This window comes from Streptomyces sp. L2, from assembly GCF_004124325.1.
Lineage (GTDB): Bacteria > Actinomycetota > Actinomycetes > Streptomycetales > Streptomycetaceae > Streptomyces.
The window spans coordinates 7,369,696-7,394,296 of the sequence record NZ_QBDT01000001.1 but is presented as its reverse complement, the minus strand read 5'-3'; the positions used below and the strand labels follow the sequence as shown (position 1 = coordinate 7,394,296).

The 24,601-nt window shown below is 74.0% G+C and carries 20 protein-coding genes; 13 read left to right on the top strand and 7 right to left on the bottom strand.

Features of this window, described 5'->3' with window-relative positions:
* Nucleotides 1–13: 13 nt before the first annotated feature.
* Nucleotides 14–820, bottom strand: coding sequence for a L,D-transpeptidase family protein (locus tag DBP14_RS33070; protein ID WP_129311305.1), 807 nt, complete (start codon nucleotides 818–820; stop codon nucleotides 14–16).
* 39 nt (nucleotides 821–859) lie between these two features.
* Entirely contained in the window at nucleotides 860–2,302 is a 1,443-nt protein-coding gene (locus DBP14_RS33065; RefSeq protein WP_129311304.1) for a M1 family metallopeptidase, read from the bottom strand.
* A gap of 155 nt (nucleotides 2,303–2,457) precedes the next feature.
* Here DBP14_RS33065 and DBP14_RS33060 point away from each other — a divergent pair, with 155 nt between their 5' ends.
* Nucleotides 2,458–2,814, top strand: a complete 357-nt coding sequence (locus DBP14_RS33060; protein WP_206739395.1) for a DUF488 family protein — start codon at nucleotides 2,458–2,460, stop codon at nucleotides 2,812–2,814.
* A 33-nt stretch (nucleotides 2,815–2,847) separates the two neighbouring features.
* Here DBP14_RS33060 and DBP14_RS33055 read toward each other — a convergent pair whose 3' ends face one another.
* Together DBP14_RS33055 and DBP14_RS33050 are read right to left on the bottom strand one after the other, a co-directional pair.
* Complete coding sequence (locus DBP14_RS33055; RefSeq protein WP_129311303.1) at nucleotides 2,848–4,521, bottom strand: FAD-binding dehydrogenase; 1,674 nt, start codon at nucleotides 4,519–4,521, stop codon at nucleotides 2,848–2,850.
* A 20-nt stretch (nucleotides 4,522–4,541) separates the two neighbouring features.
* Complete coding sequence (locus tag DBP14_RS33050) at nucleotides 4,542–5,168, bottom strand: TetR/AcrR family transcriptional regulator (protein WP_129311302.1); 627 nt, start codon at nucleotides 5,166–5,168, stop codon at nucleotides 4,542–4,544.
* Nucleotides 5,169–5,324: 156 nt separating this feature from the next.
* Here DBP14_RS33050 and DBP14_RS33045 point away from each other — a divergent pair, with 156 nt between their 5' ends.
* The 3 genes from DBP14_RS33045 to DBP14_RS33035 all read left to right on the top strand — a co-directional run bounded on the left by DBP14_RS33045 (nucleotide 5,325) and on the right by DBP14_RS33035 (nucleotide 8,085).
* Nucleotides 5,325–5,954: an alpha-ketoglutarate-dependent dioxygenase AlkB gene (locus DBP14_RS33045; protein ID WP_129311301.1), complete on the top strand. Its 630-nt coding sequence runs from the start codon at nucleotides 5,325–5,327 to the stop codon at nucleotides 5,952–5,954.
* Between the two features lie 86 nt (nucleotides 5,955–6,040).
* Entirely contained in the window at nucleotides 6,041–6,787 is a 747-nt protein-coding gene (locus DBP14_RS33040; protein WP_129311300.1) for an MBL fold metallo-hydrolase, read from the top strand.
* A 62-nt stretch (nucleotides 6,788–6,849) separates the two neighbouring features.
* Nucleotides 6,850–8,085, top strand: coding sequence for a DUF4032 domain-containing protein (locus DBP14_RS33035; protein ID WP_129311299.1), 1,236 nt, complete (start codon nucleotides 6,850–6,852; stop codon nucleotides 8,083–8,085).
* Between the two features lie 61 nt (nucleotides 8,086–8,146).
* Here DBP14_RS33035 and DBP14_RS33030 read toward each other — a convergent pair whose 3' ends face one another.
* The gene (locus DBP14_RS33030) at nucleotides 8,147–9,013 is read right to left on the bottom strand and encodes a universal stress protein (RefSeq protein WP_129311298.1); all 867 of its coding nucleotides are present in this window, start codon (nucleotides 9,011–9,013) and stop codon (nucleotides 8,147–8,149) included.
* 135 nt (nucleotides 9,014–9,148) lie between these two features.
* Here DBP14_RS33030 and DBP14_RS33025 point away from each other — a divergent pair, with 135 nt between their 5' ends.
* From DBP14_RS33025 to DBP14_RS33010, 4 genes are all read left to right on the top strand, one after another.
* Nucleotides 9,149–10,825, top strand: coding sequence for an FAD-dependent oxidoreductase (locus tag DBP14_RS33025; protein WP_129311297.1), 1,677 nt, complete (start codon nucleotides 9,149–9,151; stop codon nucleotides 10,823–10,825).
* Entirely contained in the window at nucleotides 10,822–12,297 is a 1,476-nt protein-coding gene (locus DBP14_RS33020) for an ATP-binding protein (protein ID WP_129311296.1), read from the top strand. Before DBP14_RS33025 ends, DBP14_RS33020 begins: the two co-directional genes overlap by 4 nt.
* Complete coding sequence (locus DBP14_RS33015; protein ID WP_129311295.1) at nucleotides 12,294–12,644, top strand: UBP-type zinc finger domain-containing protein; 351 nt, start codon at nucleotides 12,294–12,296, stop codon at nucleotides 12,642–12,644. Before DBP14_RS33020 ends, DBP14_RS33015 begins: the two co-directional genes overlap by 4 nt.
* A 106-nt stretch (nucleotides 12,645–12,750) precedes the next feature.
* Nucleotides 12,751–15,702 carry a helix-turn-helix transcriptional regulator gene (locus DBP14_RS33010; RefSeq protein ID WP_129311294.1) on the top strand — a complete coding sequence of 984 codons (2,952 nt, stop codon included), beginning with the start codon at nucleotides 12,751–12,753 and terminating at the stop codon, nucleotides 15,700–15,702.
* A gap of 28 nt (nucleotides 15,703–15,730) precedes the next feature.
* On the opposite strand, the gene DBP14_RS33005 is transcribed toward DBP14_RS33010, so the two are convergent.
* Both DBP14_RS33005 and DBP14_RS33000 read right to left on the bottom strand, forming a co-directional pair.
* Complete coding sequence (locus tag DBP14_RS33005) at nucleotides 15,731–16,900, bottom strand: SGNH/GDSL hydrolase family protein (protein WP_241741303.1); 1,170 nt, start codon at nucleotides 16,898–16,900, stop codon at nucleotides 15,731–15,733.
* Between the two features lie 293 nt (nucleotides 16,901–17,193).
* Nucleotides 17,194–18,981: a M4 family metallopeptidase gene (locus DBP14_RS33000; RefSeq protein WP_164992457.1), complete on the bottom strand. Its 1,788-nt coding sequence runs from the start codon at nucleotides 18,979–18,981 to the stop codon at nucleotides 17,194–17,196.
* Nucleotides 18,982–19,324: 343 nt separating this feature from the next.
* On the opposite strand from DBP14_RS33000, the gene DBP14_RS32995 reads away from it, so the two are divergent.
* The 5 genes from DBP14_RS32995 (at nucleotide 19,325) to DBP14_RS32975 (ending at nucleotide 24,571) form a co-directional block, all read left to right on the top strand.
* Nucleotides 19,325–20,521: a serine hydrolase domain-containing protein gene (locus DBP14_RS32995; RefSeq protein WP_129311292.1), complete on the top strand. Its 1,197-nt coding sequence runs from the start codon at nucleotides 19,325–19,327 to the stop codon at nucleotides 20,519–20,521.
* 55 nt (nucleotides 20,522–20,576) lie between these two features.
* Nucleotides 20,577–21,254: an AIM24 family protein gene (locus DBP14_RS32990; protein WP_129311291.1), complete on the top strand. Its 678-nt coding sequence runs from the start codon at nucleotides 20,577–20,579 to the stop codon at nucleotides 21,252–21,254.
* A 156-nt stretch (nucleotides 21,255–21,410) separates the two neighbouring features.
* Nucleotides 21,411–22,451: a tetratricopeptide repeat protein gene (locus tag DBP14_RS32985; protein WP_129311290.1), complete on the top strand. Its 1,041-nt coding sequence runs from the start codon at nucleotides 21,411–21,413 to the stop codon at nucleotides 22,449–22,451.
* The gene (locus DBP14_RS32980) at nucleotides 22,448–23,479 is read left to right on the top strand and encodes a polyprenyl synthetase family protein (protein WP_129311289.1); all 1,032 of its coding nucleotides are present in this window, start codon (nucleotides 22,448–22,450) and stop codon (nucleotides 23,477–23,479) included. The genes DBP14_RS32985 and DBP14_RS32980 overlap by 4 nt, the downstream gene beginning before the upstream one ends.
* A gap of 132 nt (nucleotides 23,480–23,611) precedes the next feature.
* Entirely contained in the window at nucleotides 23,612–24,571 is a 960-nt protein-coding gene (locus tag DBP14_RS32975; protein ID WP_129312207.1) for a threonine/serine dehydratase, read from the top strand.
* The last annotated feature ends 30 nt before the right edge of the window (nucleotides 24,572–24,601 follow it).

Sequence of the window (24,601 nt, the reverse complement as noted above, 5' to 3'; positions counted from 1 at the left end):
GATCCTAGGCCGTTCAGCCGGCGAGCCAGTCGGCGTGTCCCATGAGGGCGACCGGGTGGGCGTGCGGGTCGAGGGTGCGCAGGAGCTGTTTCACGTGGGCCTTGGCGATGCTGACGCAGCCGTGGGTGGGGCCGCCGTGGTCGACGTGGAACCAGATGCCGCCGCCGCGGCGGGCGCCGAGCGGACGGGTCCAGTCCAGGGGCGAGGTGCCCGGCTCGCGGTTGTAGTCGATGGCGACGACGTAGTCGAAGCACCCGGCGAGGGATTCGCCCTCGAAGCCGGTGCCGGGCGAGCCAAATCCCCAGGAGTGGTGGTACGGCAGCCTGCTGCCGGGATCGGGGAGCAGGCCGCCGGCGTCGCTGAGGGTGTAGACGCCGACGGGGCTGTGCAGGTCCCCGGCCATGTGGTGGGTGCTCCAGCCGTGCAGGGCGTTGTGGGCCGGCCAGGCGGGGCCGGGCCGCCAGCCGGCGGGGGTGCGTTCGTGCAGGACGACCGTGGAGACCGGGGAGTTCTGACGGCGCCCGGTGACGAGGACCGCCTGCCTGCAGTGGTCCGGTATCGCGGCGCCGCGCCGGGGCCCGAGCCCGGGTATGCGGGGGCGCGCGGGCTCCGCCGCGGTCCGGCTGAGGGGGGTGGCCGCGGGCGCCGGGCCGGTGCGTGTGGCCCCTGGCGCTGTCGTCCGTGGCGCCCGGCCGGTGCGTGTCGTCTCCGGTGCCGGGCCGGCGGCACTGCGGCGCCCGGTCGCCCCCGCTCCGGCGCCGCAGCCGGTGAGCAGCGGCGGGGAGGCGAGGAGGGCGACGGCGGTTCTGCGCGTGATCATGCGTCGAGACTGGCCGACAGATGTGTGGAAGCTGTGAGTTCAGGCGTGACCGGGCTTGCCGGCGGTCTCAAGCCAGGTGTGGAACAGGCCGGTCAGGTCCTTGCCGGAGGCGCGCTCGGCGAGCCTCTCGAAGGCGGCCGTCGTTCCGTGGCCGTACCGGTGCTCGCCCGCCCAGGCGCGCAGGATCCGGAAGAAGGTGCGGTCGCCGACGGCGCGCCGCAGGGCGTGCAGGGTCATGGCGCCGCGGGCGTACACGGGGGTGCCGAAGATGTTCGCCCCGCTGCCGGGGTTCCCGGCAGGGTAGGCCCACAGGTCGTCGCTCGCGGGGGTGGCGTAGAGGGCGTCGAACGTCTGCTGGGCGCTCTCGCCGCCGTGCTGTTCGCTGTAGAGCCATTCGGCGTAGGTCGCGAAGCCCTCGTTGAGCCAGATGTCCTTCCAGGTGGTCAGCGAGACGGAGTCGCCGAACCACTGGTGGGCGTTCTCGTGGACGAGGGTGCTCAGGTCGGGTGCCCGGTCGTACAGGGGCCGGGTCTGGGTCTCCAGGGCGTAGCCGACGTCGTGGGCGTGGTCGACGATCGCCCCGGCGGACCGGAACGGGTAGGGGCCGAACAGCGTGCTCTCCCACCGCAGTACGGACGGCAGCTTCTTCAGCACGGGCGCGGCGGCGGCCGCCTCCCGGGCGTCGACCGCGTTGTAGACCCGGATGCCGTCGGAGGTGGTGTAGCGCTGGACCGTGAACTTCCCGACAGTGGCGGTCGCCAGGTAGGCGGCCATGGGCCGGGTCTCGCGCCAGTGGAACGTGGTGCGGCCGTGCGCGGTGCGCCGCCCCACCAGGGTGCCGTTGGAGACGGCGGTCCGGCCCTGGGGGACGGTGATCGTGATGTCGTACGACGACTTGTCGCTCGGGTGGCTGTTCGCCGGGAACCAGGTCATGGCGCCCTGGGGCTCGCCCGCGACGAACGCCCCGTCGTCGGTGGGGATCCAGCCGTCGGCGGAGCCGTCCGGGTCGCTGACCGGTCCAGGGGTGCCGTGGTAGGCGACGGTGACCCGGAACTCCTGGCCCCGGCGCAGGGTGCGGGCCGGGGTGACGACGAGTTCCTGCCCGTCGCGCCGGAAGCGGGCGGTTGCGCGGCCGACGGCGACGCGGGTGACGTGCAGGCCCTTGAGGTCCAGGTCGAAACGGCTGAGCCGCTGGGTGGCTCGGGCGGTGAGGACGGCCGTGCCGTCGAGCCGGCGGGTGGCGGTGTCGTAGCGGAGCGTCAGGCCGTAGTGGCGGACGTGGTAGCCGCCGTTGCCGCTGAGCGGGAAGTAGGGGTCGCCCGTGCCGGCGGCACCGATCGTGCCCGGCCCGGCGGATCCTGCCGCGGTGGGCCCGGCGGCACCGAGCAGCGCGGCGACGGTGAGCGGGACGGTGGCGAGGACCGCCCGGCGGCGCAGGGCGGCGGTACGGCGTCTCACGGGCTGCCTGCCAGGTGGCGTCACGTGCACTCCTCGGGGTCGGCCGGCCCACAGAGTAACGGCGCGGGGGGCTCCGACCGCCCCTGATTCCGGTCATGTCGCGTCGCGTCGCCGCCCGTACGGCCGCGGGGGCGGCAGTAGGCTCGGAGTACCGTCCGCGACCCGGGAGGTACTTCGCCGTGAGCGTGCGCGTGCGCCGGATCTACGCATCACCCGACCCCGACGACGGCCTGCGGGTCCTGGTGGACCGGCTGTGGCCGCGCGGGGTGTCCAAGGGCGAGGCCCACGTCGACGAGTGGCCGAAAGGGCTCACCCCGTCGACGGAGCTGCGCAAGTGGTACCACGGCGGCGGGGGCTCCTACGAGGAGTTCCGTCGCCGGTACGAGGAGGAGCTGAAGACCCCCGAGGCCGCCGGACTCCTCGACGGGCTGCGGACGGCGGTCCGCGAGGGCCCGGTGACCCTCCTCACGGCGTCCAGGACGCCGGAGGAGAGCCAGGCCTCGGTGCTGGCGGAGCTGCTCAAGGGCACGGGCTGAGGCCGGCCGGCACCGCCGCGGCCTGAGCCGGGGTCAGGCCGTCTGCCGTGCCGCCGCCCGGCCGGCCGCGCGACCCGAGAACAGGCACCCGCCGAGGAAGGTGCCCTCCAGGGCGTTGTAGCCGTGGACGCCGCCGCCCCCGAAGCCGGCCACCTCGCCCGCCGCGTACAGGCCCTCGACGGGCGTGCCGTCGGCGCCCAGCGCGCGGGAGTCGAGGTCGGTCTGGATGCCGCCGAGGGTCTTGCGGGTCAGCACGTGCATACGGACGCCGATCAGCGGGCCGGCGGCCGGATCCAGGAGGCGGTGCGGGGTGGCGACGCGGCCGAGGCGGTCGCCGATGTAGCGGCGGGCGTTGCGGATGCCCTGGATCTGCGAGTCCTTGCTGTAGGGGTTGGCCAGTTGCAGGTCGCGGGCCTCGATCTGGCGGCGGACCTCGGCCGCGTCCAGCAGGGGCTTGTCGGTGAGACCGTTCATCTTCTCGACCAGGTGCTCCAGGCTGCCTGCGGTGACGAAGTCGGCGCCCCGGTCGAGGAAGGCCTGCACCGGGGCGGGTGCGCCCTTGCCGAGCAGCCGGTCGCGGAGCACGGCCTTGCGGTCCTTGGCCGTGATGTCCGGGTTCTGCTCGGAGCCGGAGAGCGCGAACTCCTTCTCGATGATCTTCCGGGTGAGGACGAACCAGGAGTGGTCGTACCCGGCGATGTCCTCGGTGGTGCGCAGGTGCCTGAGCGTGCTCAGGGTGTCGTAGCCGGGCAGGCAGGGGTCGGGCAGGCGGCGGCCGAGGGCGTCGAGCCAGACCGAGGAGGGGCCGGGCAGGATGCGGATGCCGTGGCCGGGCCAGACGGGGTCCCAGTTCTGAATCCCCTCGGTGTAGTGCCACATGCGGTCGCGGTTGACCAGCCGTACACCGGCCTCGGCGCTGATGTCGAGCATACGGCCGTCGACGTAGGCGGGCACACCGGTGACCAGGTGCGCGGGCGGGGTGCCGAGGCGCTCGGGCCAGTAGCGGCGGACGATGTCGTGGTCGGCGCCGATGCCGCCGGAGGTGACGACGACGGCCTGGGCGGTGAGTTCGAAGTCGCCGGCCCGGTCGCGGTTGGAGGCCACGCCGCGCGGTGAGTCGTCGGCGGCGAGCACCGTGCCGCGCACGCCCCGCGCGGCGCCGTCCTCGACGACGAGTTCGTCGACCCGGTGGCGGTGGTGGAAGGTGAGCAGTCCGTCCCGGGCGGCCTGCCGGGCGTACCGGACGAAGGGTTCGACGACGCCGGTGCCGGTTCCCCAGGCGATGTGAAAGCGGGGCACGGAGTTGCCGTGCCCGTCGGCCCTGAGGTCGCCGCGCTCGGCCCAGCCCACGGTGGGCAGCAGGGTGATGCCGTGCCCCTGCAGCCAGGACCGCTTCTCGCCGGCCGAGAACTCGACGTAGGCGCGGGCCCAGCGCACCGCCCAGGAGTCCTCGTCGGCGGTGCGGTCGAACTGCGCGCTGCCCTGCCAGTCGCTCCAGGCGAGGTCGAAGGAGTCCTTGATATTGAGGCGGCGCTGTTCGGGCGAGTCGACGAGGAACAGCCCGCCGAAGGACCAGAACGCCTGACCGCCGAGGTTGGCGGCGTTCTCCTGGTCGACCAGGGCGACCCGTCGGCCCCTGCTGGTGAGTTCGTGCGCCGCGACCAGGCCGGCGAGGCCCGCTCCGACGACGATGACGTCCGCGTCCATGGCGTTTCGTTCCCTTCCCTCTACGACTCGTCCGGGGTGCCGCTGCCGTCGGTCAGCACGGCGGTGAGCAGCTGCTTCAGCCAGGCGCGGGCGCCGTCGACGTCCTTGTCCAGCAGCAGCCGGGTGGTGACGCCGTCGTACGCGGCGACCACGGCGTGCGCGGCGCCGTCGGCGCCGCCGAGCACGGCCGGCAGTTCGGTGGGGACCCGGGTCCGGGAGAGCCGGTCGGCGACGGCCTGCCGGAGCCGGGCCCGGTGGTCGAGGAGCGTCTCGGCGACGGCGGGGTCGCGGGCGGCGTGGACCAGGAAGTCGGTCTTCACCAGCAGCCAGTCCACGTCGAGGAGGAGCACCTCGGTGACCCGGTCCACGGAAGCGGGCACGTCGAGGCCGGGGCCGTCCTGGGCGAGGGCGTCGGCGACCTGGGCGGCGATGAGGTCGGCGCGCTGCTGGTAGAGCGCGAAGAACAGCTCGTCCAGGGTGGCGAAGTTGGAGTAGAAGGCGCCCCGGCTGTAGCCGGCGGCCTCGCAGACCTCCTCGATGGAGACGCGGCCGAATCCCTTGGCAGCGAAGACCGCGAAGGCGGCGTCGAGCAGGTTGGCCCGGGTACGGACCCGGCGCCGGGTGACTCGCCCGGCCGTCTGTTCCATGACCCTCCCTCGTTCGATACATGAATGTATCGAATACATCGGTGTATCGAAAGGGCTCGCGACGTCGGCCCCGCCCGGCTCCGGGCCACGACTCCGGCCCGCGACTCCTCCATGATCATTTGGAACACATTTTCGATTAAGGAGTACGCTGGCCCCATGTCCACGCACCTCCAGGGCTCCCTGTTCGACCAGACCGACGAGCTGCGGCTCGGCCCCCTCGACGGGCTCGCCCGGACCGGACTGGGCTCCGGCGCCTGGATCGACGTCCTGCCCGGCTGGCTCAGCGGCGCCGACGCCCTGTTCGAGCGGCTGGCCGCCGAGGTGCCCTGGCGGGCGGAGCACCGGAAGATGTACGACAACGTGGTGGCCGTACCCCGGCTGCTCGCCTTCTACGGCGAGGACGACGCCCTCCCCCACCCGGTGCTGGACGAGGCCCGCGCGGCCCTGTCCGCGCACTACGCCGAGGAGCTGGGCGAGCCGTTCACCACGGCCGGGCTGTGCTTCTACCGCGACGGCCGGGACAGCGTGGCCTGGCACGGCGACCGGACCGGGCGCGGCTCCCGCCAGGACACGATGGTCGCGATCCTCTCCGTGGGCGAGCCCCGCGACCTGCTGCTGCGCCCCGCCGGCGGCGGCGCGGCCACGCTGCGCCGCCCGCTCGGGCACGGCGACCTCATCGTGATGGGCGGCTCCTGCCAGCGCACCTGGGAGCACTGCGTGCCCAAGACGGCCCGCCCGGCCGGACCGCGGGTCAGCGTGCAGTTCAGGCCGCGCGGGGTGCGCTGACCCTGCTGCCACCCTCCCGGCGCGGTCCCGCGCGGACTCTGGTTGGCTGTGCGACGACGATCGACACTCAGGGGCTCGGGGAGATCATGCGGCCGGACGTACAGCAAGTCACCGACACCACCTACCTGGTGCACGGGCACAACACCAACTGGGTGATCCTCAAGGACGGGGACGCCGTCACCCTGGTGGACACCGGCTATCCCGGGGACCGGCAGGGCGTGCTGGACTCCCTCGCCCAGGTGGGCAGTTCACCGGAGGCGGTGGCCGCCGTGCTGATCACCCACGCGCACAACGACCACGTGGGCTCGGCCGAGCACCTGCGCGCCACGTACGGCACGCCGGTGTATCTGCACCCGCTCGAAGTCCCGCACGCGCGGCGGGAGTTCCTCCAGCAGGCCACCATCGGTGACGTGGTGCGCAACGCCTGGCGGCCCGGTGTCGTGCCGTGGGCGGTGCACGTGATCCGCGTGGGCGGCACCGAGCACAACCCGGTCAGCGCGCCCGAGCCGTTCCCGGCCGAGGGCCCGCTCGACCTGCCCGGCCGGCCGGTACCGGTGCACACCCCCGGCCACACGGACGGCCACTGCGTCTACCACCTGCCCGACTCCGGGATCGTGATCTCCGGTGACGCCCTGATCAGCGGCCACGCCACCTCCCGGGTCGAGGGTCCGCAGCTCCTGCACGACTTCTTCCACCACGACCGGGCCCGCGTGATCGGCTCCCTGGACCTGATCGCCGCCCTGGACGGCGACACCCTGCTGCCCGGACACGGCCCGGTCCACCGGGGCGCCGTCCGCGCGGCCGCCGAACTGGCCCGGGAGCGGGCGGCCTAGGTTCTGCCGGGGCGCGGGAACGGGCGGTCCGGAGCCGGCCACGGGGCCGTAGGGTTCGTCCCATGGCCCTGCAGATCAACGCCACCAACCCGGAGCACCCCGCGCTTCTGCTCGCGCTGCCCTGGGACGTGCCCCTGGCGGAGTGGCCCGAGGAGTACCTCGTGCCACTCCCCCGCGGCATCTCCCGGCACGTCGTGCGGTACGCGCACGCCGGCGACGAGGTGATCGCCGTCAAGGAGCTGGCCGAGCGGCCCGCCCGGCGCGAGTACGAACTGCTGCGCGACCTGGACCGGTTGGGCATCCCAGCCGTGGACCCCCTGGCGGTGGTGACCGGCCGCACCGACCGCACGGGCGGCCCGCTGGAGCCGGTGCTGATCACCCGCCATCTGCGCGGTTCGCTGCCGTACCGCTCGATGTTCGAGACGACCATGCGCCCGGCGACCATGCACCGCCTGATGGACGCCCTCGCGGTGCTGCTGGTGCGGCTGCACCTGGCCGGGTTCGCCTGGGGCGACTGCTCGCTGTCCAACACCCTGTTCCGGCGCGACGCGGGCGCCTACGCCGCGTACCTGGTGGACGCCGAGACCGGCGACCTGCACCCCCGGCTCAGCCCCGGGCAGCGGGAGTACGACCTCGATCTGGCCCGCGTGAACATCAGCGGCGAGCTGCTGGACCTGGAGGCGTCGGGCGCGCTGCACCCCTCCGTGGACCCGGTCGAGTTCGGCCACGAGATCTGCACGCGTTACGGCGGGCTCTGGCAGGAGCTGACCCGCACCTCGGTGTACCCGGCGGGCAAGTACCACTACATCGAACGCCGGATACGTCGGCTGAACGACCTCGGCTTCGACGTCGCCGAGATGCAGATCGAGCACTCCTCCGGCGGCGACACCGTCACCTTCGTGCCCAAGGTCGTGGACGCCGGCCACCACCAGCGGCAGTTGCTGCGGCTGACCGGCCTGGACACCGAGGAGAACCAGGCGCGGCGGCTGCTGAACGACCTGGAGAGCTGGATGGCCACCCAGGAGGACTACGCCCCGGGCGACCCCCTCGCCGCCCGGCCCGAGGTGCTGGCCCACCGCTGGGTGCGGGACGTGTTCCGGCCGACCGTGCGCGCCGTGCCGGCGCCGTCGCGCGGCTCCATGGATCCGGCCGAGATCTACCACGAACTGCTGGAACACCGCTGGTTCCTGTCCGAGCAGGCGGAGGGTGACGTCGGCCTGGACGCGGCCGTACGCGACTACGTCGACCACGTCCTGCCGAAGGCCCGCGCCACCCTGGAGCCCACGACCCCCGAATAGCCCCACCCCCCGGTCCCCTCGTCACCCCCGGCCCGCGACACCCGTGTCCCCCCGGCCCGCGTCACTCCTGCGGGACCACCGCCACCGGGCACCGCGCGTGGTGCAGCACGCCGTGCGCCACCGAGCCGATGCGGGCGCCGACCGCCGTACGGCGTTCCCGGCGCCCGACGACCACCAGCTGGGCGCCCTCGGCCATCGACAGCAGCACCTGGCCGGCGCTGCCCATCTCCACGTGCTCGGCCACGGGCACCTCCGGGAACCGCTCCCGCCACGGCCCCAGGGCCTCCGCGAGGGCCTGCTTCTCGTACGGTTCGAGGCCCCCGGCGTCGTCCAGGAGCTTCATCGAGCCCGGGCTGTAGGCGAAGACGGGCGGGAGGGCCCAGGCGCGGACCGCGTGGACGGTGGCACCCCGGGCCGCCGCCGTCTCGAACGCGAACCGCAGCGCGCCCGCGCTGTCCTCGGGGGTGCCGTGCTGGCCCACGACGACACCCCGCCCGGCGGCCTCCGCCGCCGCGTCGTCGCCGGCCCGCACCAGCACCACCGGCCGGGCGGCTTCCGCGATCACCTGCTGCCCGACCGAACCGAGCAGGAACCCGACGACCGTGCCGTGCCCGCGCGAGCCGAGGACCAGGAGCTCGGCCCCGGCCGACGCCTCCGCCAGCGCCGTGGCGGCCCGGCCCTCGACCACGTCCACGCTCGCCTCCAGCCCGGGGTGCCGCTCCGCGACGGCGCGGACCGCCTCGGCCGTGCCCTCGGCCACCCAGCCGTGCTGGGTGTCGCGGTCCGCGACCGCCAGGTCCGCCGTGTACCGCCAGGCGTGCACCACGCGCAGCGGCAGACCCCGGCGTACGGCCTCCCGGCCCGCCCACCGGAGCGCGGCGAGGCTCTCCTCCGTACCGTCCACCCCTGCCGTGACCGGGCGTGTCATTCCATGGCCTCCTCGTTGTCCGGGGACGGGTGATCAGTCTTCACCCATGCCCCGTGGGGGCGGCGGAATACCAGAGCGCGCCAGGGCGATCGAACATACGATGGGCGGGAACCGACCACTCGGGGTGGGAGACGCATGGCACAGGCCGCCGAGACAGCGCGGACCGTCATTCTGACCGTGGACGACGATCCGGGGGTCTCCCGCGCCGTCGCCCGTGACCTGCGGCGGCGCTACGGCGAGTCGTACCGGATCGTGCGCGCGGAGTCCGGCGAGTCGGCGCTGGAGGCGCTGCGCGAGCTGAAGCTGCGCGGCGACCTGGTGGCCGTGATCCTCGCGGACTACCGCATGCCGCAGATGAACGGCATCGAGTTCCTGGAGCAGGCCCTGGACGTGTACCCGGGCGCGCGCCGGGTGCTGCTGACCGCGTACGCGGACACGAACGCGGCGATCGACGCGATCAACGTCGTCGACCTGGACCACTATCTGCTCAAGCCCTGGGACCCGCCGGAGGAGAAGCTCTACCCGGTGCTGGACGACCTCCTGCAGGCGTGGCGGGCCGGCGACCACCGGCCGGTGCCGAGCACCAAGGTCGTCGGGCACCGCTGGTCGGCCCGCTCCTCGGACGTCCGCGAGTTCCTGGCCCGCAACCAGGTGCCGTACCGCTGGTACTCGGTGCAGGAGCCGGAGGGGCGGCGGCTGCTGACTGCGGCCGGGCAGGACGGTGAACGGCTGCCGGTGGTGATCACCCCGGACGGCACGGCACTGGTGGAGCCCGAGGCACCCGAACTGGCCGCGCGCGTCGGCCTCGCGACCACACCCACCTCCGACTTCTACGACCTCGTGGTCATCGGCGGCGGCCCCGCGGGACTCGGCGCGGCCGTCTACGGCGCCTCCGAGGGCCTGCGGACCGTGCTCGTGGAACGCTCGGCCACGGGCGGGCAGGCCGGGCAGAGCTCCCGCATCGAGAACTACCTGGGATTCCCCGACGGCGTCTCCGGCGCGCAGCTCACCGAGCGGGCGCGGCGGCAGGCGGCCCGGTTCGGCGCCGAGATCCTCACCGCGCGCGAGGTGACCGGTCTCGAGGCGTGCGGTGCGGCACGGGTCGTACGGTTCTCGGACGGCTCGGCGGTCGCCGCGCACAGCGTGATCCTGGCGACCGGCGTGCAGTACCGGCAGCTGGACGCGGCCGGCTGCACCGACCTGACCGGGTGCGGGGTGTTCTACGGCTCCGCGCTGACGGAGGCGGCCGCCTGCCAGGGGCACGACGTGTACATCGTCGGCGGCGCCAACTCGGCGGGCCAGGCGGCGATGTACCTGTCGCGGTTCGCCAAGTCGGTGACGCTGCTGGTGCGCGGCCCGGACCTGTCGGCGTCGATGTCGCACTACCTGATCCAGCAGCTCGACGAGGCGCCGAACATCTCGGTGCGCTGCCACACGGCGGTGGACGCCGCGCACGGCACGGACCACCTGGAACAGCTGACGCTGCGCCACACCGGCACAGGGGAGAGCGAACGGGTGGACGCGCAGTGGATGTTCGTGTTCATCGGTGCCGCCCCGCTGACCGACTGGCTGGGCGAGACGGTGCTGCGGGACGAGCGCGGGTTCATCCTGGCCGGCCCGGACCTGGCCGTCGAGGGGCGGCCGCCGGCGGGCTGGGAGCTGGACCGGGCGCCGTACCACCTGGAGACCAGCGTGCCCGGGGTGTTCGTGGCGGGTGACGCGCGCGCCGAGTCCGCCAAGCGGGTCGCGTCCGCCGTCGGAGAGGGAGCCATGGCCGTGATGCTCGTCCACCGGTATCTGGAGCAGTCATGAGCGGGCAGGTGATGCCGTGCAGCCCGAAGGAGATCGGCTCCCTGTTCCTGTTCGAGAAGCTGGCCCCCGAGCAGTTGGGGCGGCTGTGCAGCGAGGGCCGGGTGGAGCTGTTCCAGCCCGGCCCGGTGTACGCCGAGGGTGACCCGGCGACCTGCTTCTTCGTGATGATCGAGGGCACGGTCGTACTCTCGCGGCGCGTCGGCCAGGACGACGTGGAGGTCTCGCGGACCGCGCAGCGCGGGGTGTACGCGGGCGCCACGCAGGCCTATCTCGGGGACGCGGCCGGGCAGGTCTACCGGAACTCGATGCGGGTGACGGAGCCGACGCGGTTCTTCGTGCTGCCGGCGGACACCTTCGCGCAGATCATGGCCGAGTGGTTCCCGATGGCGGTCCACCTGCTGGAGGGCCTGTTCTTCGGGTCGAAGAACACCCAGGCCGCGATCGGGCAGCGGGAACGGCTGCTGGCGCTCGGCTCGTTGTCGGCCGGGCTCACCCACGAGCTGAACAATCCCGCGGCTGCGGCCGTCCGGGCCACCTCGACCCTGCGGGAGCGGGTCGCGAAGATGCGGCACAAGCTCCATGTGATCGCCGAGGGCCCGTTCTCCCGGGACGCGCTGGCGGATCTGATCGAGATCCAGGAGCGGACCGCCGAGCGGGTCGCCAAGGCCCCGGCGCTCAGCCCGCTGGAGGCGTCCGACCGGGAGGACGCGCTGACGGAGTGGCTGGAGGACCGCGGCATCGACTTCGGCTGGCAGGTGGCGCCGACGTTCGTGCAGGCCGGTCTGGACACCGACTGGCTGGAGCAGGTCGCGGCCGCGGTCGACGAGGAGGTGCTGGCCGGGGCGGTCGCCTGGCTCAACTACACCATCGAGACCGAGCTGCTGATGAACGAGATCGAGGACTCCACGACCCGGATCTCGCACCTCGTGGACGCCGCCAAGCAGTACGCGCAGCTGGACCGGGCGCCCTTCCGGGTGGTCGACGTGCACGAACTCCTCGACAGCACCTTGCTGATGCTGTCGGGCAAGATCGGCTCGCGCGTCGAGGTCGTCAAGGAGTACGACCGTACGCTCCCGCCGGTGCCGGCCTACCCGGCGGAGCTGAACCAGGTGTGGACGAACCTGATCGACAACGCGGTCTCCGCGATCGCCGGCGCGGGCGGGGCCGGCACCCTCACCGTGCGGACCGCGCGGGACCACGAGCGGCTTCTGGTGGAGTTCCGGGACACCGGACCCGGCATCCCGCCGGAGATCAAGGGCCGGATCTTCGACCCGTTCTTCACGACCAAGCCGGTCGGTGAGGGCACGGGGCTCGGTCTGGACATCTCCTGGCGGATCGTGGTCGACAAGCACCACGGCAGCCTGCGGGTCGAGTCGGTGCCGGGCGACACCCGCTTCCAGGTGCTGCTGCCCCTGACCGCCGAGACGGCCGGCGACCGGGCCGCGGACTCACCGGCTGAGGAGGCCGTATGAGCGAGGTGAGCGGGATCGACCCGGGCGTGCCGCCGAGCGGCACCGGGTGCGTGGAGTGCGAGGCCGCCGGGGGCTGGTGGTTCCACCTGCGCCGGTGTGCGACGTGCGGGCACATCGGCTGCTGCGACGACTCCCCGGCCAAGCACGCCACCGCGCACTACCGGGAGACCGGGCACCCGGTGATCCGCAGCTTCGAACCGGGCGAGCACTGGTTCTGGAACTTCGCCACGGAGGAGCTGTACGGCACCGGACCCGACCTCGCTCCCCCGGCGAGCCGCCCCGCCGGCCAGCCGGCGCCGGGCCCGGCGGGCCGGGTGCCGGCGAACTGGGCGGAGACGCTGCGCTGACGCGCCGACGGTGAGGGCGGCCGGCGAGTGGTCGGCCCGCGCGGCCCGTGGCCGAACCGGCGCAGGTCACGGGCGGGTTGTCGGTGGTGCGTGTCAGGATGGGGCCGTGTCGCAGACCACGTTCAGCACATCGCCGCTGGTCGGCCGGGACGAGGAACTGGCCCGGCTGTCCGGCGTGCTGGAGCGCGCCCGGGGCGGTGAGGCGCGGGCCGTGCTGATCGCCGGGGACGCCGGGGTGGGCAAGACACGGCTGCTGGACGAGGCCGCCGGACGGGCCGGACGGGCCGGGGTGAGCGTGGTCACCGGACACTGCGTCGACCTCGGGGACGTCGGTCTGCCGTATCTGCCGTTCACCGAGATCCTGGGCGTGCTCGCCGACGACGAGCGGTTCTCCGGGGTGCTGGCCGGGCATCCGGTGGTGGACCGGCTGCTCGGCGCCGGAACGGACACGGCCCGGGACCCCGACGCCCGGCTGCGGCTCTTCGAGGGCGTCGCGGGCCTGCTCGCCGACCTCGCCGCGCGGGCCCCGCTGCTGCTCGTCCTGGAGGACCTGCACTGGGCCGACCAGTCCTCCCGGGACCTGCTGCGCTTCCTGCTCAGCCGGGGCGTGCCGCACCGCCCGGGACCGGGCACCGCCGACCGCCGGCTCGCGGTGTTCGCCTCCTACCGCTCCGACGACCTGCACCGCCGCCACCCCCTGCGCCCCCTGCTCGCCGAGCTGGTCCGGCTGCCCGCCGTGGAGCGCCTGGAACTGCGGCCGCTGCCCGACGCCGAGGTCGACCGGCTGGTCCGGGCGCTGCGGGAGAGTCCGCTGCCCGAGTCCACGGTGCGCGGCATCGTCGAGCGCGCGGAGGGCAACGCCTTCTACGCGGAGGAACTGGTCGCGGCGGCCGGCGCGGACTCCGGCGGGCTGCCCAGCGGGCTGGCGGACGTGCTGCTGATCCGGGTCGAACAGCTGCCGGACACGGCACAGCGCGTGCTGCGGACCGCCGCGGTGGCCGGCCGCCGCGTCGGGCACGACCTGCTGCGGGACGCGGCCGGGCTGCCCGAGGACGCGCTGGAGTCGGCGCTGCGCGAGGCCGTCGGACGGCAGCTGCTGGTCCCCGGCGCCGGGGACACGTACTCCTTCCGGCACGCCCTCATCCGGGAGGCCGTCTACGCCGACCTGCTGCCCGGTGAGCGGTCCCGGCTGCACGGCGCGTACGCCAGGCTGCTCACCGCCCGCGGCGGCGAGGAGACGGCCGCCGAGCGCGCCCACCACTACCGGGAGAGCCACGACCTGCCCGAGGCGCTGGCCGCCTCCCTGGAGGCGGCCGATCACGCGCGCCGGGTGGGCGCCCCGGCCGAGGAACTGCGGCACCTGGAGGCCGCGCTGGACCTGTGGGCGTCCGTCCCGCCGTCCGCGCGTCCCGCCCTCACCGGGGTCGACCGGGCCACGCTCACCCTGCGGGCGTCGGCCGCCGCGGCGCACGGCGGGGACGCGCACCGGGCGGTGTCCCTGACCCGGGCCGCGCTCGCCGAGGTCGGCCAGGACGCCGACTCCGCGCTGGCCGCCCGGATCCGGTACACGCTGGCCGGGAACCTGCTCACGGTGGACCGGCTGACGGCGGCGTTCCGCTACAGCAGCGAGGCGCTGGCGATGATCCCGGCCGAGCCGCCGTCCCGGACGTGGGTGTGGGCGGCGGCCACCCACGCGATGGCGGCCCGCCAGGTCGGTGAGGACGCCGCCGCGCTGCGCATCGCCCACCAGGCGCTGCGGGCGGCCGAGGAGCTGGGTGTCACCGATGCCCGGGCCGATCTGCTGATCTCCCTGGCCGGTCTCGAAGGCGGCGGCCGGCGCTCCCCGGAGGGGCGGGCGCGGCTGCGTCAGGCCCGGGAGCTGGCCCGGTCCGCCGGGCACGGTCCCGTGGAGATGCGGGCCCTGTTCAGCCTGGCCATGGGCGCGTTCGAGGCCGGCGATCTCGGTGAGTGCCTGCCGCTGCTGACCGAGGGTCTGGAGCGGGCCCGCCGGGCCGGGCTGCTGTCGTCGCCGTATCCGCTGGAGATGCGCTATCTCCAGCTGCTGGTGCTGTACACGCTGGGGCGCTGGGACGAGTGCCTGGACGCGGCCGCCGGTCTGCCCGGGCACATCGTGGGGCCCGCGCTCTACGTGGCGGTGGCGCGCGGCGACGGGAACACGGCCGTGCGGGCCGAGGCGCTGCTGGCGGGGCCGTTCACCTGGATGGGCACGCTGATCGCGGGCATCGTGCTGACGGACGCCGCCGCCCTGCGCGGTGACGCGGAGGCGGCGGTGGAGCGGATGCGGGCCACGGTCGCGGCGCTCGTCGACGACTCCGGCCGCCGGCCCGGCGTCACGGTCCGCCTCGCGGCCCTGGCCCTGGCGGCGGTCGCCGACCGGGCCGCCGGCGACTCGCGGGAGCAGGCCCGCCGGGCCGGATTCGCGGACGAGCCCCGCCGGGCCGGGCTCGCGGACGAGCTGATCGAGGCGGCGCGAGCCACGGCCGCGCAGGACGAGGAGGGCCGCCCGCAGGGCCCCGAGGGGCAGGCCTGGCTGGCCCGGGCCGAGGCGGAGTACGCCACGGCGGTGTCGGGGCCGGATCCGGCGGCCTGGGAGAAGGCGGTCGCCGCCTTCGGCTACGGCGATCCCTACGAGCAGGCGCGCTGCCGGCTGCGGCACGCGGAGGCGCTGCTGGCCGTCGGGCGCCGTACGGAGGCGGCCGGGCCGGCGCGCGCGGCCCGTCGGACGGCGGCCGCGCTCGGCGCCGTTCCGCTGCTGCGGCGGACCGACGCGCTGCTCCGGCGCGGCCGTCTCACGGACACCGCCGCCGACGCGGGCGGCGACTCCCCGCTGACCGCCCGCGAGCAGGACGTGCTGCGCCTGCTCGCCCGGGGCCGCAGCAACCGGCAGATCGGCGAGGAACTGTTCATCACGGGCAAGACGGCGAGCGTCCACGTGTCCAACATCCTCGCCAAACTGGGCGCCGCGAGCCGCACGGAGGCGGTGGCGATCGCCCACCGCCGCGGCCTGGTCCCGCCGGAACCGCCCGCCGCGGGCTGACGGCGGGGGCACGTTCAGCGGAGGCGCTTCAGCGGGCGCGCTCCAGCGGGGGGCAGTCGAGGTCGGGGAGGTGTACGGCGTCGGCCAAGGCCCGCATGGCCCGGTCGTCGGGGTGGAGGTGGTCGCCGCTGTCGAAGGCGGCGCGGATCCGCTCGGGGTCGTGGGGGTCGCGCAGGACGCGGTCGAAGTCGGTGACCGCGTCGAACGCGCCGCTGGTGCGGATGTACCGGTTGACGGCCCGGCGGGCGGACTCGGCGGCCGGGTCCCACTCGGGTGTTCCCTTGAACGGGGCGATGGTCGCGGCGGCGACGCAGCGGCCGGCCGCGTGCGCCCGCCGGACGACGGCCCGGTAGCCGGCGATGAGGTCGCCGGCGGTGACGCCGGTGTGGGCCTTGAGGTCGTTCACCCCCTCGAAGAGGAACACGGTCCGGACGCCGGGCAGGGAGAGCACGTCCCGGTCGAGGCGGTGCAGGGCGCTCTGGCCGGTGCCGTCGGCGAGGACCTTGTTGCCGGAGATCCCCTCGTTGGCCACGCCCCGGACCGGTGTGCCGGCGGTGGCGAGGCGCCGGGCGAGGTAGTCGGGCCAGCGGTGGTCGAGGTCGGGGGTGGACCGCTGTCCGTCGGTGAGGGAGTCCCCGAGGGCGACGACGGAACCGGTGGCCGGGTCGGCGGGCCGTACGGAGACGGCGTCCAGGTACCACCAGGAGCCGGTCGCCCGCGTCCAGTTGGCGCCGCTCTCCTCGGCGGTGTGGTCGCCGTGCGCGGTGTACGACGTCTGCAGCGCGAGCAGGTGGCCGGTGGCCGGGCCCGTCGCGTCCCGGGTGTGGAGGCTGACGGCGAGGTCGGTCCCGGCGGGGACCGTGCCGGGCAGCGGATCGCTCCACACACAACGGCCGGCCGGCACGGTGACCGTGCGGGCGCCGCCGAAGGTCAGCGGCCGGTTGCTGCCCGGGACGAGCGCGGCACCCCGGGCGCGCAGCCCGGCGTACACGCCGTCCAGGGTGAGGGGGCGGTCCCCGAAGGCGTTGGACAGCCGTATGCGCAGGTCGCGGCCGGCGACGCTGGTGCGGACGATCAGCCGGTAGCCGGTGTCGGGCAGGGAGACGCCCACGGGGTCGGCCGCGGCGGCCCAGGTGACCACTCCGGGTGGCGGCGGGGGGCCGTCGCCGGGGCGGATGCCGCCGGCGTGGGCGGGCAGGACCGTGGCGGCGGCGACGGCGAGCAGGGCTGCGGCGGCCCGGCAGGCGCGGGTGATCCCGCCGGTCACCGGGCGGGGTCCCTGCGTGTCGCGGACCCTCCGGGCGTCGGGCCGACCCTGGGTGACGAGCCGCCGTGTCCCACGCTGGTCATGGTCCCGCCGACGCCGCCGGCCCGCACGCCGGGCGGCCGGCGCCGGACACGCGGATGCCCCACGCGGGGCGGGGCATCCGGTGGTGCCGTGCGGTACGGCGGCCCGTCAGAGGCGGGGGGCCGTCGGCCTTGGCCGGTCTTTCAGTGGTGGGCCTTCGGCGTGTTGGCGGCGGTGACGTTGACCGCGGCCCACGCCTTGTCCACCGTCTTGTAGGCGGTGCTGTGGACGCCGTACAGGTCCTTGGCCGCCTTCAGCGTCGCGACGCGCGCGCCGTGGAAGTCGGTGGTGGAGACCATGTAGCGGGTCAGCGCACGGTAGAAGATCGCCGTGGCCTTGGTGCGGCCGATGCCCTTGACCGCGATGTGGTGGTAGGTCGGCGAGTCGTACTTGACCTTGTTGATCGTCTTCTTGCCGCTGCCCTCCGCGAGGAGGTAGTAGGCGTGCGAGGAGACACCCGAACCGGCGTGCACCTCGGTGTAGTAGGTGTCCGGCGACCAGTAGTCGATGGTGCCCTCGAGCTTGTCCAGCGACGGGTGGTCCAGGCGGCGCAGGAACTTCTGGGCGAGGCCCAGCTTCTCGCCGATCAGGTAGTCCGGGTTGTCGTGGGAGTTCTTGGCGTAGAACTCCACGTTGGAGCCGAAGATGTCCGCGAGGGACTCGTTCAGCGCGCCGGGCTCGCCGTACTGGTTGCCGTCGGAGTCGACGTAGGTCGGCTCCAGCTTGGCCGTCGCCTCCACCACGCCGTGGGTCAGTTCGTGGCCGGTGACGTCGATGACGACGAGCGGCTTCTTGAACGTCTGGCCGTCGCCGTCGCCGTACAGCATGCAGTTGCAGGTCGGGTCCCAGAAGGCGTTGGCGACCTTCTTGCCCCAGTGCACCATGCCCTGGGCGGCCTTGCTGTTGTTGGCGATGCCCTTGCGTTTGAACGTGTTCTTGTAGAAGTCCAGCGTCTTGGTGATGCCGTACTGGGCATCCGCGGCGGCGCTGGTGCGGCTGGTCGTCTTGCCGTTGCCCCAGACGTTCGAGGTGCTGGTGAACTTGGTGCCGCTGCTGAACTTCTCGGTGTACGAGCCCTTGGCGTCCCGGACCTCGGTGCCGTACCGGGTCGGGTCCTTGAGCTGGTAGTGGCCGCGCGAGGTCGCCGTGGTGGTCAGGCCGACGTTGCCGACGAAGAGCGTCTTGCCGGTGCCGTGCGCGGTCGCCGGGTAGTGCGCCGCGGAGTACGGACGGCCGGTGAGCAGTCCGGAGGGCGCGGCGGCGACGGTGCCGGTGGCCGGGTCGGCGCTCTCGCCGTTCTTCTGGAGCTCGGCGAGCAGCTTCGGCGACAGGAACTGGTCGCTGTCGGGCGTGTTGCTGCGCACCGTGCCGGACAGGGCGTCGACGACGACGGTGCTGGAGGTGCCGTCGGCGCCGGTGACCGTCACCTGGTAGGCGAGGGCGGAGGCGCCCTCACGGGCGTCCACGACGAGTTCGGCGTGGGCCGCGTGGCCCTTGGCGGCCTTGGCGGCCTTGGCCACGGCCTGGGCCGCGGTCACCTTGGCCTTGGCGGCGGTGGGCTTGACGCTGTGGTCGGCCGCGCGGGTGACACCCGTGTAGGCCAGCTGCCGGTTCAGGTGGACGACGAGGTCGCCGCCGAGCACCGGCATCCCGTCGTGCGTACGGACGAAACGGACGTGCCGTGCGCCCTCGGGGTCGATCATCACGTCCTGGGCGTGGAGTTCGTCGCCCTTCGAGACCCCGGTGGCCGAGGCGTGGGCGAAGGCCGCGGTGTGCGCCGCCCTCACCACCGCCGAGGTGGCCATGGCGGCGGACGCGGAGGTCCGGCCCACTACCTTGGAGGGGCTCGCGAAGGCCGTGCCGGCCAGGCCCGTGGCAGCCGTCGTCACCGCGACGGCGACCGCCACGCTGCGTATGTGCGGTCTACGCACTGATCAGGGTTCCTTCGTTCGAAGGCAGCCGGGATCACCAACCGCCTTGACACATGACGCCTTTCGGCCGTCACGGGGGCTGGTCGGGCCCCGAGGCGCCACCCTTGCCGATCAGTCATGTGCACGTAAAGGCGGAATGATTCATTTCGCGACCTTCTATGGCAATCCTTTGCAAAACAGCGCCATAGAGTGATCACAAGTTGACGAACTGTGTGTCAGCTGTGGAGATGCCGGTCAAGTCCCTTAGGTTCCCAGGGCCGAATGTGACCGATCTCGCGTCGACCTCGCGTCGACCTCGCGTCGGGACGAACGAGATCCGGACAGGAAGGAAAGTGGGAACCCGATGGTCTCAGCAACTGTGAGCAGGGGCGCGGTCCTTGGCGCGGTCGTCCTCTCGCTGCTCGCGGTCCCCGCCACCGCTCGGGCGCAGGCCCGGCCGGCGGCCCCGCCGCTCCCCCGTGCCCGGGCGCTGCCGGCGCCTGACACCACCGGCCTGGCAGCGGTGCTGCGTTCGGTGGTGGCCGACGGCGCGCCCGGGGTCCTCGCCCGGATCGACGAGGGCGGCCACACCTACGGGCTGACCCGCGGGGTCGCCGACCGGAGCACCCGGCGGGCCATCGCCGTCGGCGACCGCTTCCGCATCGGCAGCGTCACCAAGTCCTTCTCGGCCGTCGTCCTGCTCCAACTGGCCGACGAGCACAAGCTCGACCTGGACGCCTCCGTCAACCACTATCTGCCGGGACTGCTCCCCGACGACCGCATCACGGTCCGGCACGTCCTCGGCCACCGCAGCGGCCTGTACGACTACACCAACGACATGTTCGCCCATACGGTGTCCGGATTCGAAGCCGTGCGGAACAAGGTCTTCAGCTACCGGCAGCTGGTCGCCCTGTCGTTGAAGAAGCCCCGCACCAACGCGCCCGGCGCCGCCTACTCGTACTCGAACACCAACTTCGTCGTCGCGGGCCTGCTCATCGAGAAACTCACCGGGCACCCGGTGAGGACCGAGTACCAGAACCGGATCATCGGTCCGCTGAAGCTGAGCGACACCTTCTACGTCCACCCGGACACCGCCATCCCCGGCCGGCACGCCCGCGGCTACCTCACGCCGGACACGGCGGGCGCCCCGCTGGTCGACGCCACCGACCAGACCGTGTCGTGGGCGCAGAGCGCGGGCGCCCTCATCTCCAGCGCCCGGGACCTGAACGCCTTCTACTCCGCCCTGCTCGGCGGCAGGCTGCTGTCCCCGGCGCGGCTCGCGGAGATGGAGCGTTTCCAGCGGGTGAACGCCACCACGGCCTACGGGCTCGGGCTGCGCCGGCGCACCCTGTCCTGCGGTGTCTCCGTGTACGGCCACACGGGCGCCGTCCAGGGCTACTACACCTACGCCTTCGCCTCCAAGGACGGGAAACGCGCCCTCTCCGCGCTGGCCGACACCTCCAACAACGGCCGTGTCCTGAGCGCCCTCGGCGGCGCCCTGGAGTCGGCGTTCTGCGGCAGGACGGCCAAGGCGCGCCGGGCTTCGCCCCCCGGTGTCTGAACGGGCACTTTCCGTGATCTTGGCGGAACCACCGCGTCCGGGACACCATGCCCGCATGAAGGGTGATCTGTTCTCCAGTCAGCATGTGGTGCAGCCGGCCGTCGAGCCGGGGATGAGCGTCGAGAACGCCAAGTGCCTGAAGTACGCCGTGAACGGCGAGATGCACGCCCGGCAGGGCGCGATGATCGCCTACCGCGGCGACCTGAGCTTCGAGCGCAAGGGGCAGGGGGTCGGCGGCATGCTCAAGCGTGCCGTCACCGGTGAGGGCCTGCCCCTGATGGCGGTGCGCGGTCAGGGCGAGGCCTGGTTCGCGCACGAGGCGCAGAACTGCTTCGTCGTCGAGGTGGAGCCGGGCGACCTGTTCACGGTGAACGGGCGGAACGTGCTGTGTTTCGACGCGTCGCTGTCGTACGAGATCAAGACGGTGAAGGGCTCCGGCATCGCCGGTGGCGGCCTGTTCAACAGCGTGTTCAGCGGACACGGCCGGCTGGGCCTGGTCTGCGAGGGCAACCCGCTGGTCATCCCGGTCTCGGCGCAGTATCCGGTGTACGTCGACACGGACGCGGTGGTCGGCTGGACCGCGCACCTGCAGACCTCGCTGCACCGCTCGCAGTCCATCGGCTCGATGCTGCGCGGCGGTTCGGGGGAAGCGGTGCAGCTGATGCTCCAGGGCGACGGCTACGTCGTGGTGCGGCCGAGCGAGGTGACACCGCAGAAGGCGCAGCAGCACTGAATCTTCACGAGGTGATCCACGCGGTGCGGGCAACCCGCCCCGCCGTACCCGCGTCTTGACCGGCGACAGACCACGCCCTGGCCCCTCCGGGGGCCGGGGCGCGTTTCGACGATGCTATACACATCATGTATACACATGGTGTATAGAAGGGTACGCATGTACGGCAAGGCTTTCGCCCCGGAGTACCAGGGCGCCCTGACCACCCTGTCCGTGAACTCCTCGCTGGCCGACGTGCTGGCCGAGGGCACCGAGCGGCTGCGCGAGGCCGAGCGGTCCGGGCGCCCCGGCGAGGTGGCGCGCTGCGGGCTCGCCGTGGCCGAGGCGCAGCGGCGGCTCGGCCGCATCGGGGACGCCGACCGCTCCTGGAAGGCGAGTTACCGCGCGGCGCGGGAGGCCGGGGACACGGCGGCGATGGCGTGGGCGCTGTGGAGCGGGGGCACCCTGGCCCGCCAGCGCGGCGCGTTCCCGCTGGCGTGGCGGCTGCTGGGGCTCGCGGCCGACCTCGGCGAGCGCGGCGGGGACGTCGTCGTACGCGGCTACTCCCTCGCGGGTCTCGCCGAGACGGGCCGCATCCAGGGCGACTACGAGGCCGTCGGCCGGCTCCACGAACAGCTGCTGGCCGAGGCCCGGCGGCGCGGGGAGGCCCGGCACACGGTGTGGGCGCTGGAGGGCATCGCGCAGATCCACCGCAACACCGGTGACCTGGACCGGGCGTACGCCCTGTTCGAGGAGGCCGCGGAGATAGCCGGGCGGGCCGAGGACCGGCGCGGCCACGCCTGGGCGCTGCGCGGGCTCGCCGACATCCTCTCGGCGCGCGACGGGAACACCGGACGGGCGCTGGAGCTGCTGTCCGAGGCCGAGGCGACCTGCCGGGCGATGAAGCTGTCCAGCGCGCTCGCCTACAACCACAAGATGCGCGGCAACGTCCTCTACCGCGCCGGCCGTTACACCGAGGCCCGGGAGCTGTACGCACGGGCCCTGGAGGAGTTCCGGGCCATGAGCGAGCCGCGCGGGGAGGCGCTGTCCCGCCTGGGCCTGGCGAAGTCCCGGGCCCGGCTCGGCCGCGACCCCGAGGAGACGGCGGCCGAACTCGCCGACCTGGCCGCCGCTCTGGAGCGCGGCGGGCCCGGCCATGTGCGCGCGCTGGTGGCCCGGGCGCAGGAGGAGTTCGGCGCCGGCGCGGCGGTCGTACGGTGACCGCGCCCTCCCCCGCGGCGCAGGCGCCGCCGGCCGCGCCCGACGTCCTCGCCCGCTGCCGGGACCTGGTGCGGCCCGCGCTCACGGAGGCGGTGGGCCGGCTGCATCCCTGGGTGGCGGAGATGGCCGCGTACTCCTTCGGCTGGTGCGAGGTCGGCGGGGCGCCCGCCGCCGCACCGGGCGGCAAGGGCGTGCGACAGACGCTGGCGGTGCTCGGCGCCGAGGCGGCGGGCGCCGACGGCCGGGCCGGGGTGCCGGCCGCGGTCGCGGTGGAGCTGGTGCACGCGTTCTCGCTGCTGCACGACGACGTCATGGACGGTGACGCGACCCGGCGCCGCCGCCCGGCGGTGTGGAAGGCGTACGGCACCGGCCCGGCCGTGCTCGCCGGGGACGCCCTGTTCGCGCTGGCCGTGGAGACCCTCGCCGCGGCGCCGGGCGGCCCGGGCGCCGTACGGCTGCTGTCCGGCGCGCTGGCCGGCCTGGTGCGCGGGCAGGCCGACGACCTGCTGTTCACGGCCCGGCCGTGGACCGGGCCGGACCGGGTCACGACCGGTGAGTACCGGGCGATGGCGGAGGGCAAGACGGGCGCGCTGCTGGGCTGTGCCGCCGCGCTGGGGGCCGCGCTGGGCGGGGCCCCGGAACCGGTGGTCGCCGGGCTGGACCGGGCCGGACGGCACCTCGGGGTCGCCTTCCAGCTGGTGGACGACGTGCTGGGGATCTGGGGGGATCCGGCGGTCACGGGCAAGCCCGTGCACGGCGACCTGCGGGAGCGCAAGAAGACCTTCCCGGTGCTGGCCGCGCTCGGCTCCCCCGCCGCCCGGCACCTGCCCGAGCTGCTCCGCTCCCCCGGCCGGGCCGGGGAGGCGGCCGCCCTGATCGAGGCGGCGGGCGGCCGCACGGCGGCTCTCGCCGAGGCACACGACCGCATGGCGGCGGCCCGCGCGCTGCTCTCCGGGCTCCCCCTCTCCCCGGGGCCGGACCGGGAACTGGGCCTGCTGCTGGAGTTCCTGGCCGGCCGGGAGAGGTGACCGCCCGGGCCGGGGGAATGTGACCGCCCGGTCCAAGGGAATCGGTGTTGACCTGGAGCGGCGCCACGGGTCAGGGTGCGAACGGCGCGGTTTCCCAGGCCCGCGCCGGGAAGGTGAACCACCGTGAGCACGCTGATCGGCCTCCAGGACATCGAGGCCGCCGCCGGGCGGATCGCCGGGCACGTCGTACGGACGCCGACCACGGACAGCCCCGGCCTGTCCGAACTGCTCGGCGTCCCCGTCACCGCGAAGCTCGAACTGCTCCAGCGCACCGGCTCGTTCAAGGCGCGCGGCGCGGTGGCGAAGCTGCTGTCGCTGAGCGAGGCCGAGCGGGCCGCGGGCGTGGTGGCGGTCAGCGGCGGCAACCACGGGATCGCCCTCGCGGTGATGGCGGCGGCCCTGGACGTCAAGGCCACCGTGGTGATGCCGCGTACCGCGCCCGCCCGGTCCCTCGCCGCCGCCGAGCGAGCCGGGGCGTCCCTGCGGCTCACCGACGGCATGGACAGCGCCTTCGAACTGGTGACCCGGCTGCGCGACGAGGGGCTGACCCTGGTCCACCCGTTCGACGACCCGGTGGTGATCGCCGCGCAGGGCACGGTGGGACTGGAGTTCGCCGCGGACGCGGGTGAGCTGACGGACGTGCTCGTCAGCGTGGGCGGCGGCGGTCTGATCGCCGGGGTGGCCGCCGCGCTGCGCGCCCGCCGCCCGGGCGTGCGGGTGTGGGGCGTGGAGACGGAGGGCGCCGAGGCCATGTCGGCCGCGCTGAAGGCGGGCGGGCCGGTGCCCGTGCCGGTGTCCTCCCTCGTCACCACGCTCAGCGCGCCGAGCGTGTCCCGGCTGACCTACGACCATGTGTCGGAGCTGGTCGAGGAGGTCCTGGTGGTCCCGGACCGGGAGGCCGTGCGCGGCTGCCTGGACCTCGCCGAGCACGCCAAGCTGTGGGCCGAGCCGGCCGCGGGCTGTCTGCTGCCCGCCGCCCGGGAGGTCGCGGCGCGCGTCGGCGACGGCGTCCGGCTGGGGCTGGTGGTCTGCGGGGGCAACGCGTCGCCCGCTGACGTCCTCGGCTGGGCGGACGGGTTCGGACTGCGCTGACCGGCGCCTTCCGCCGGCCGGAGACGCCCG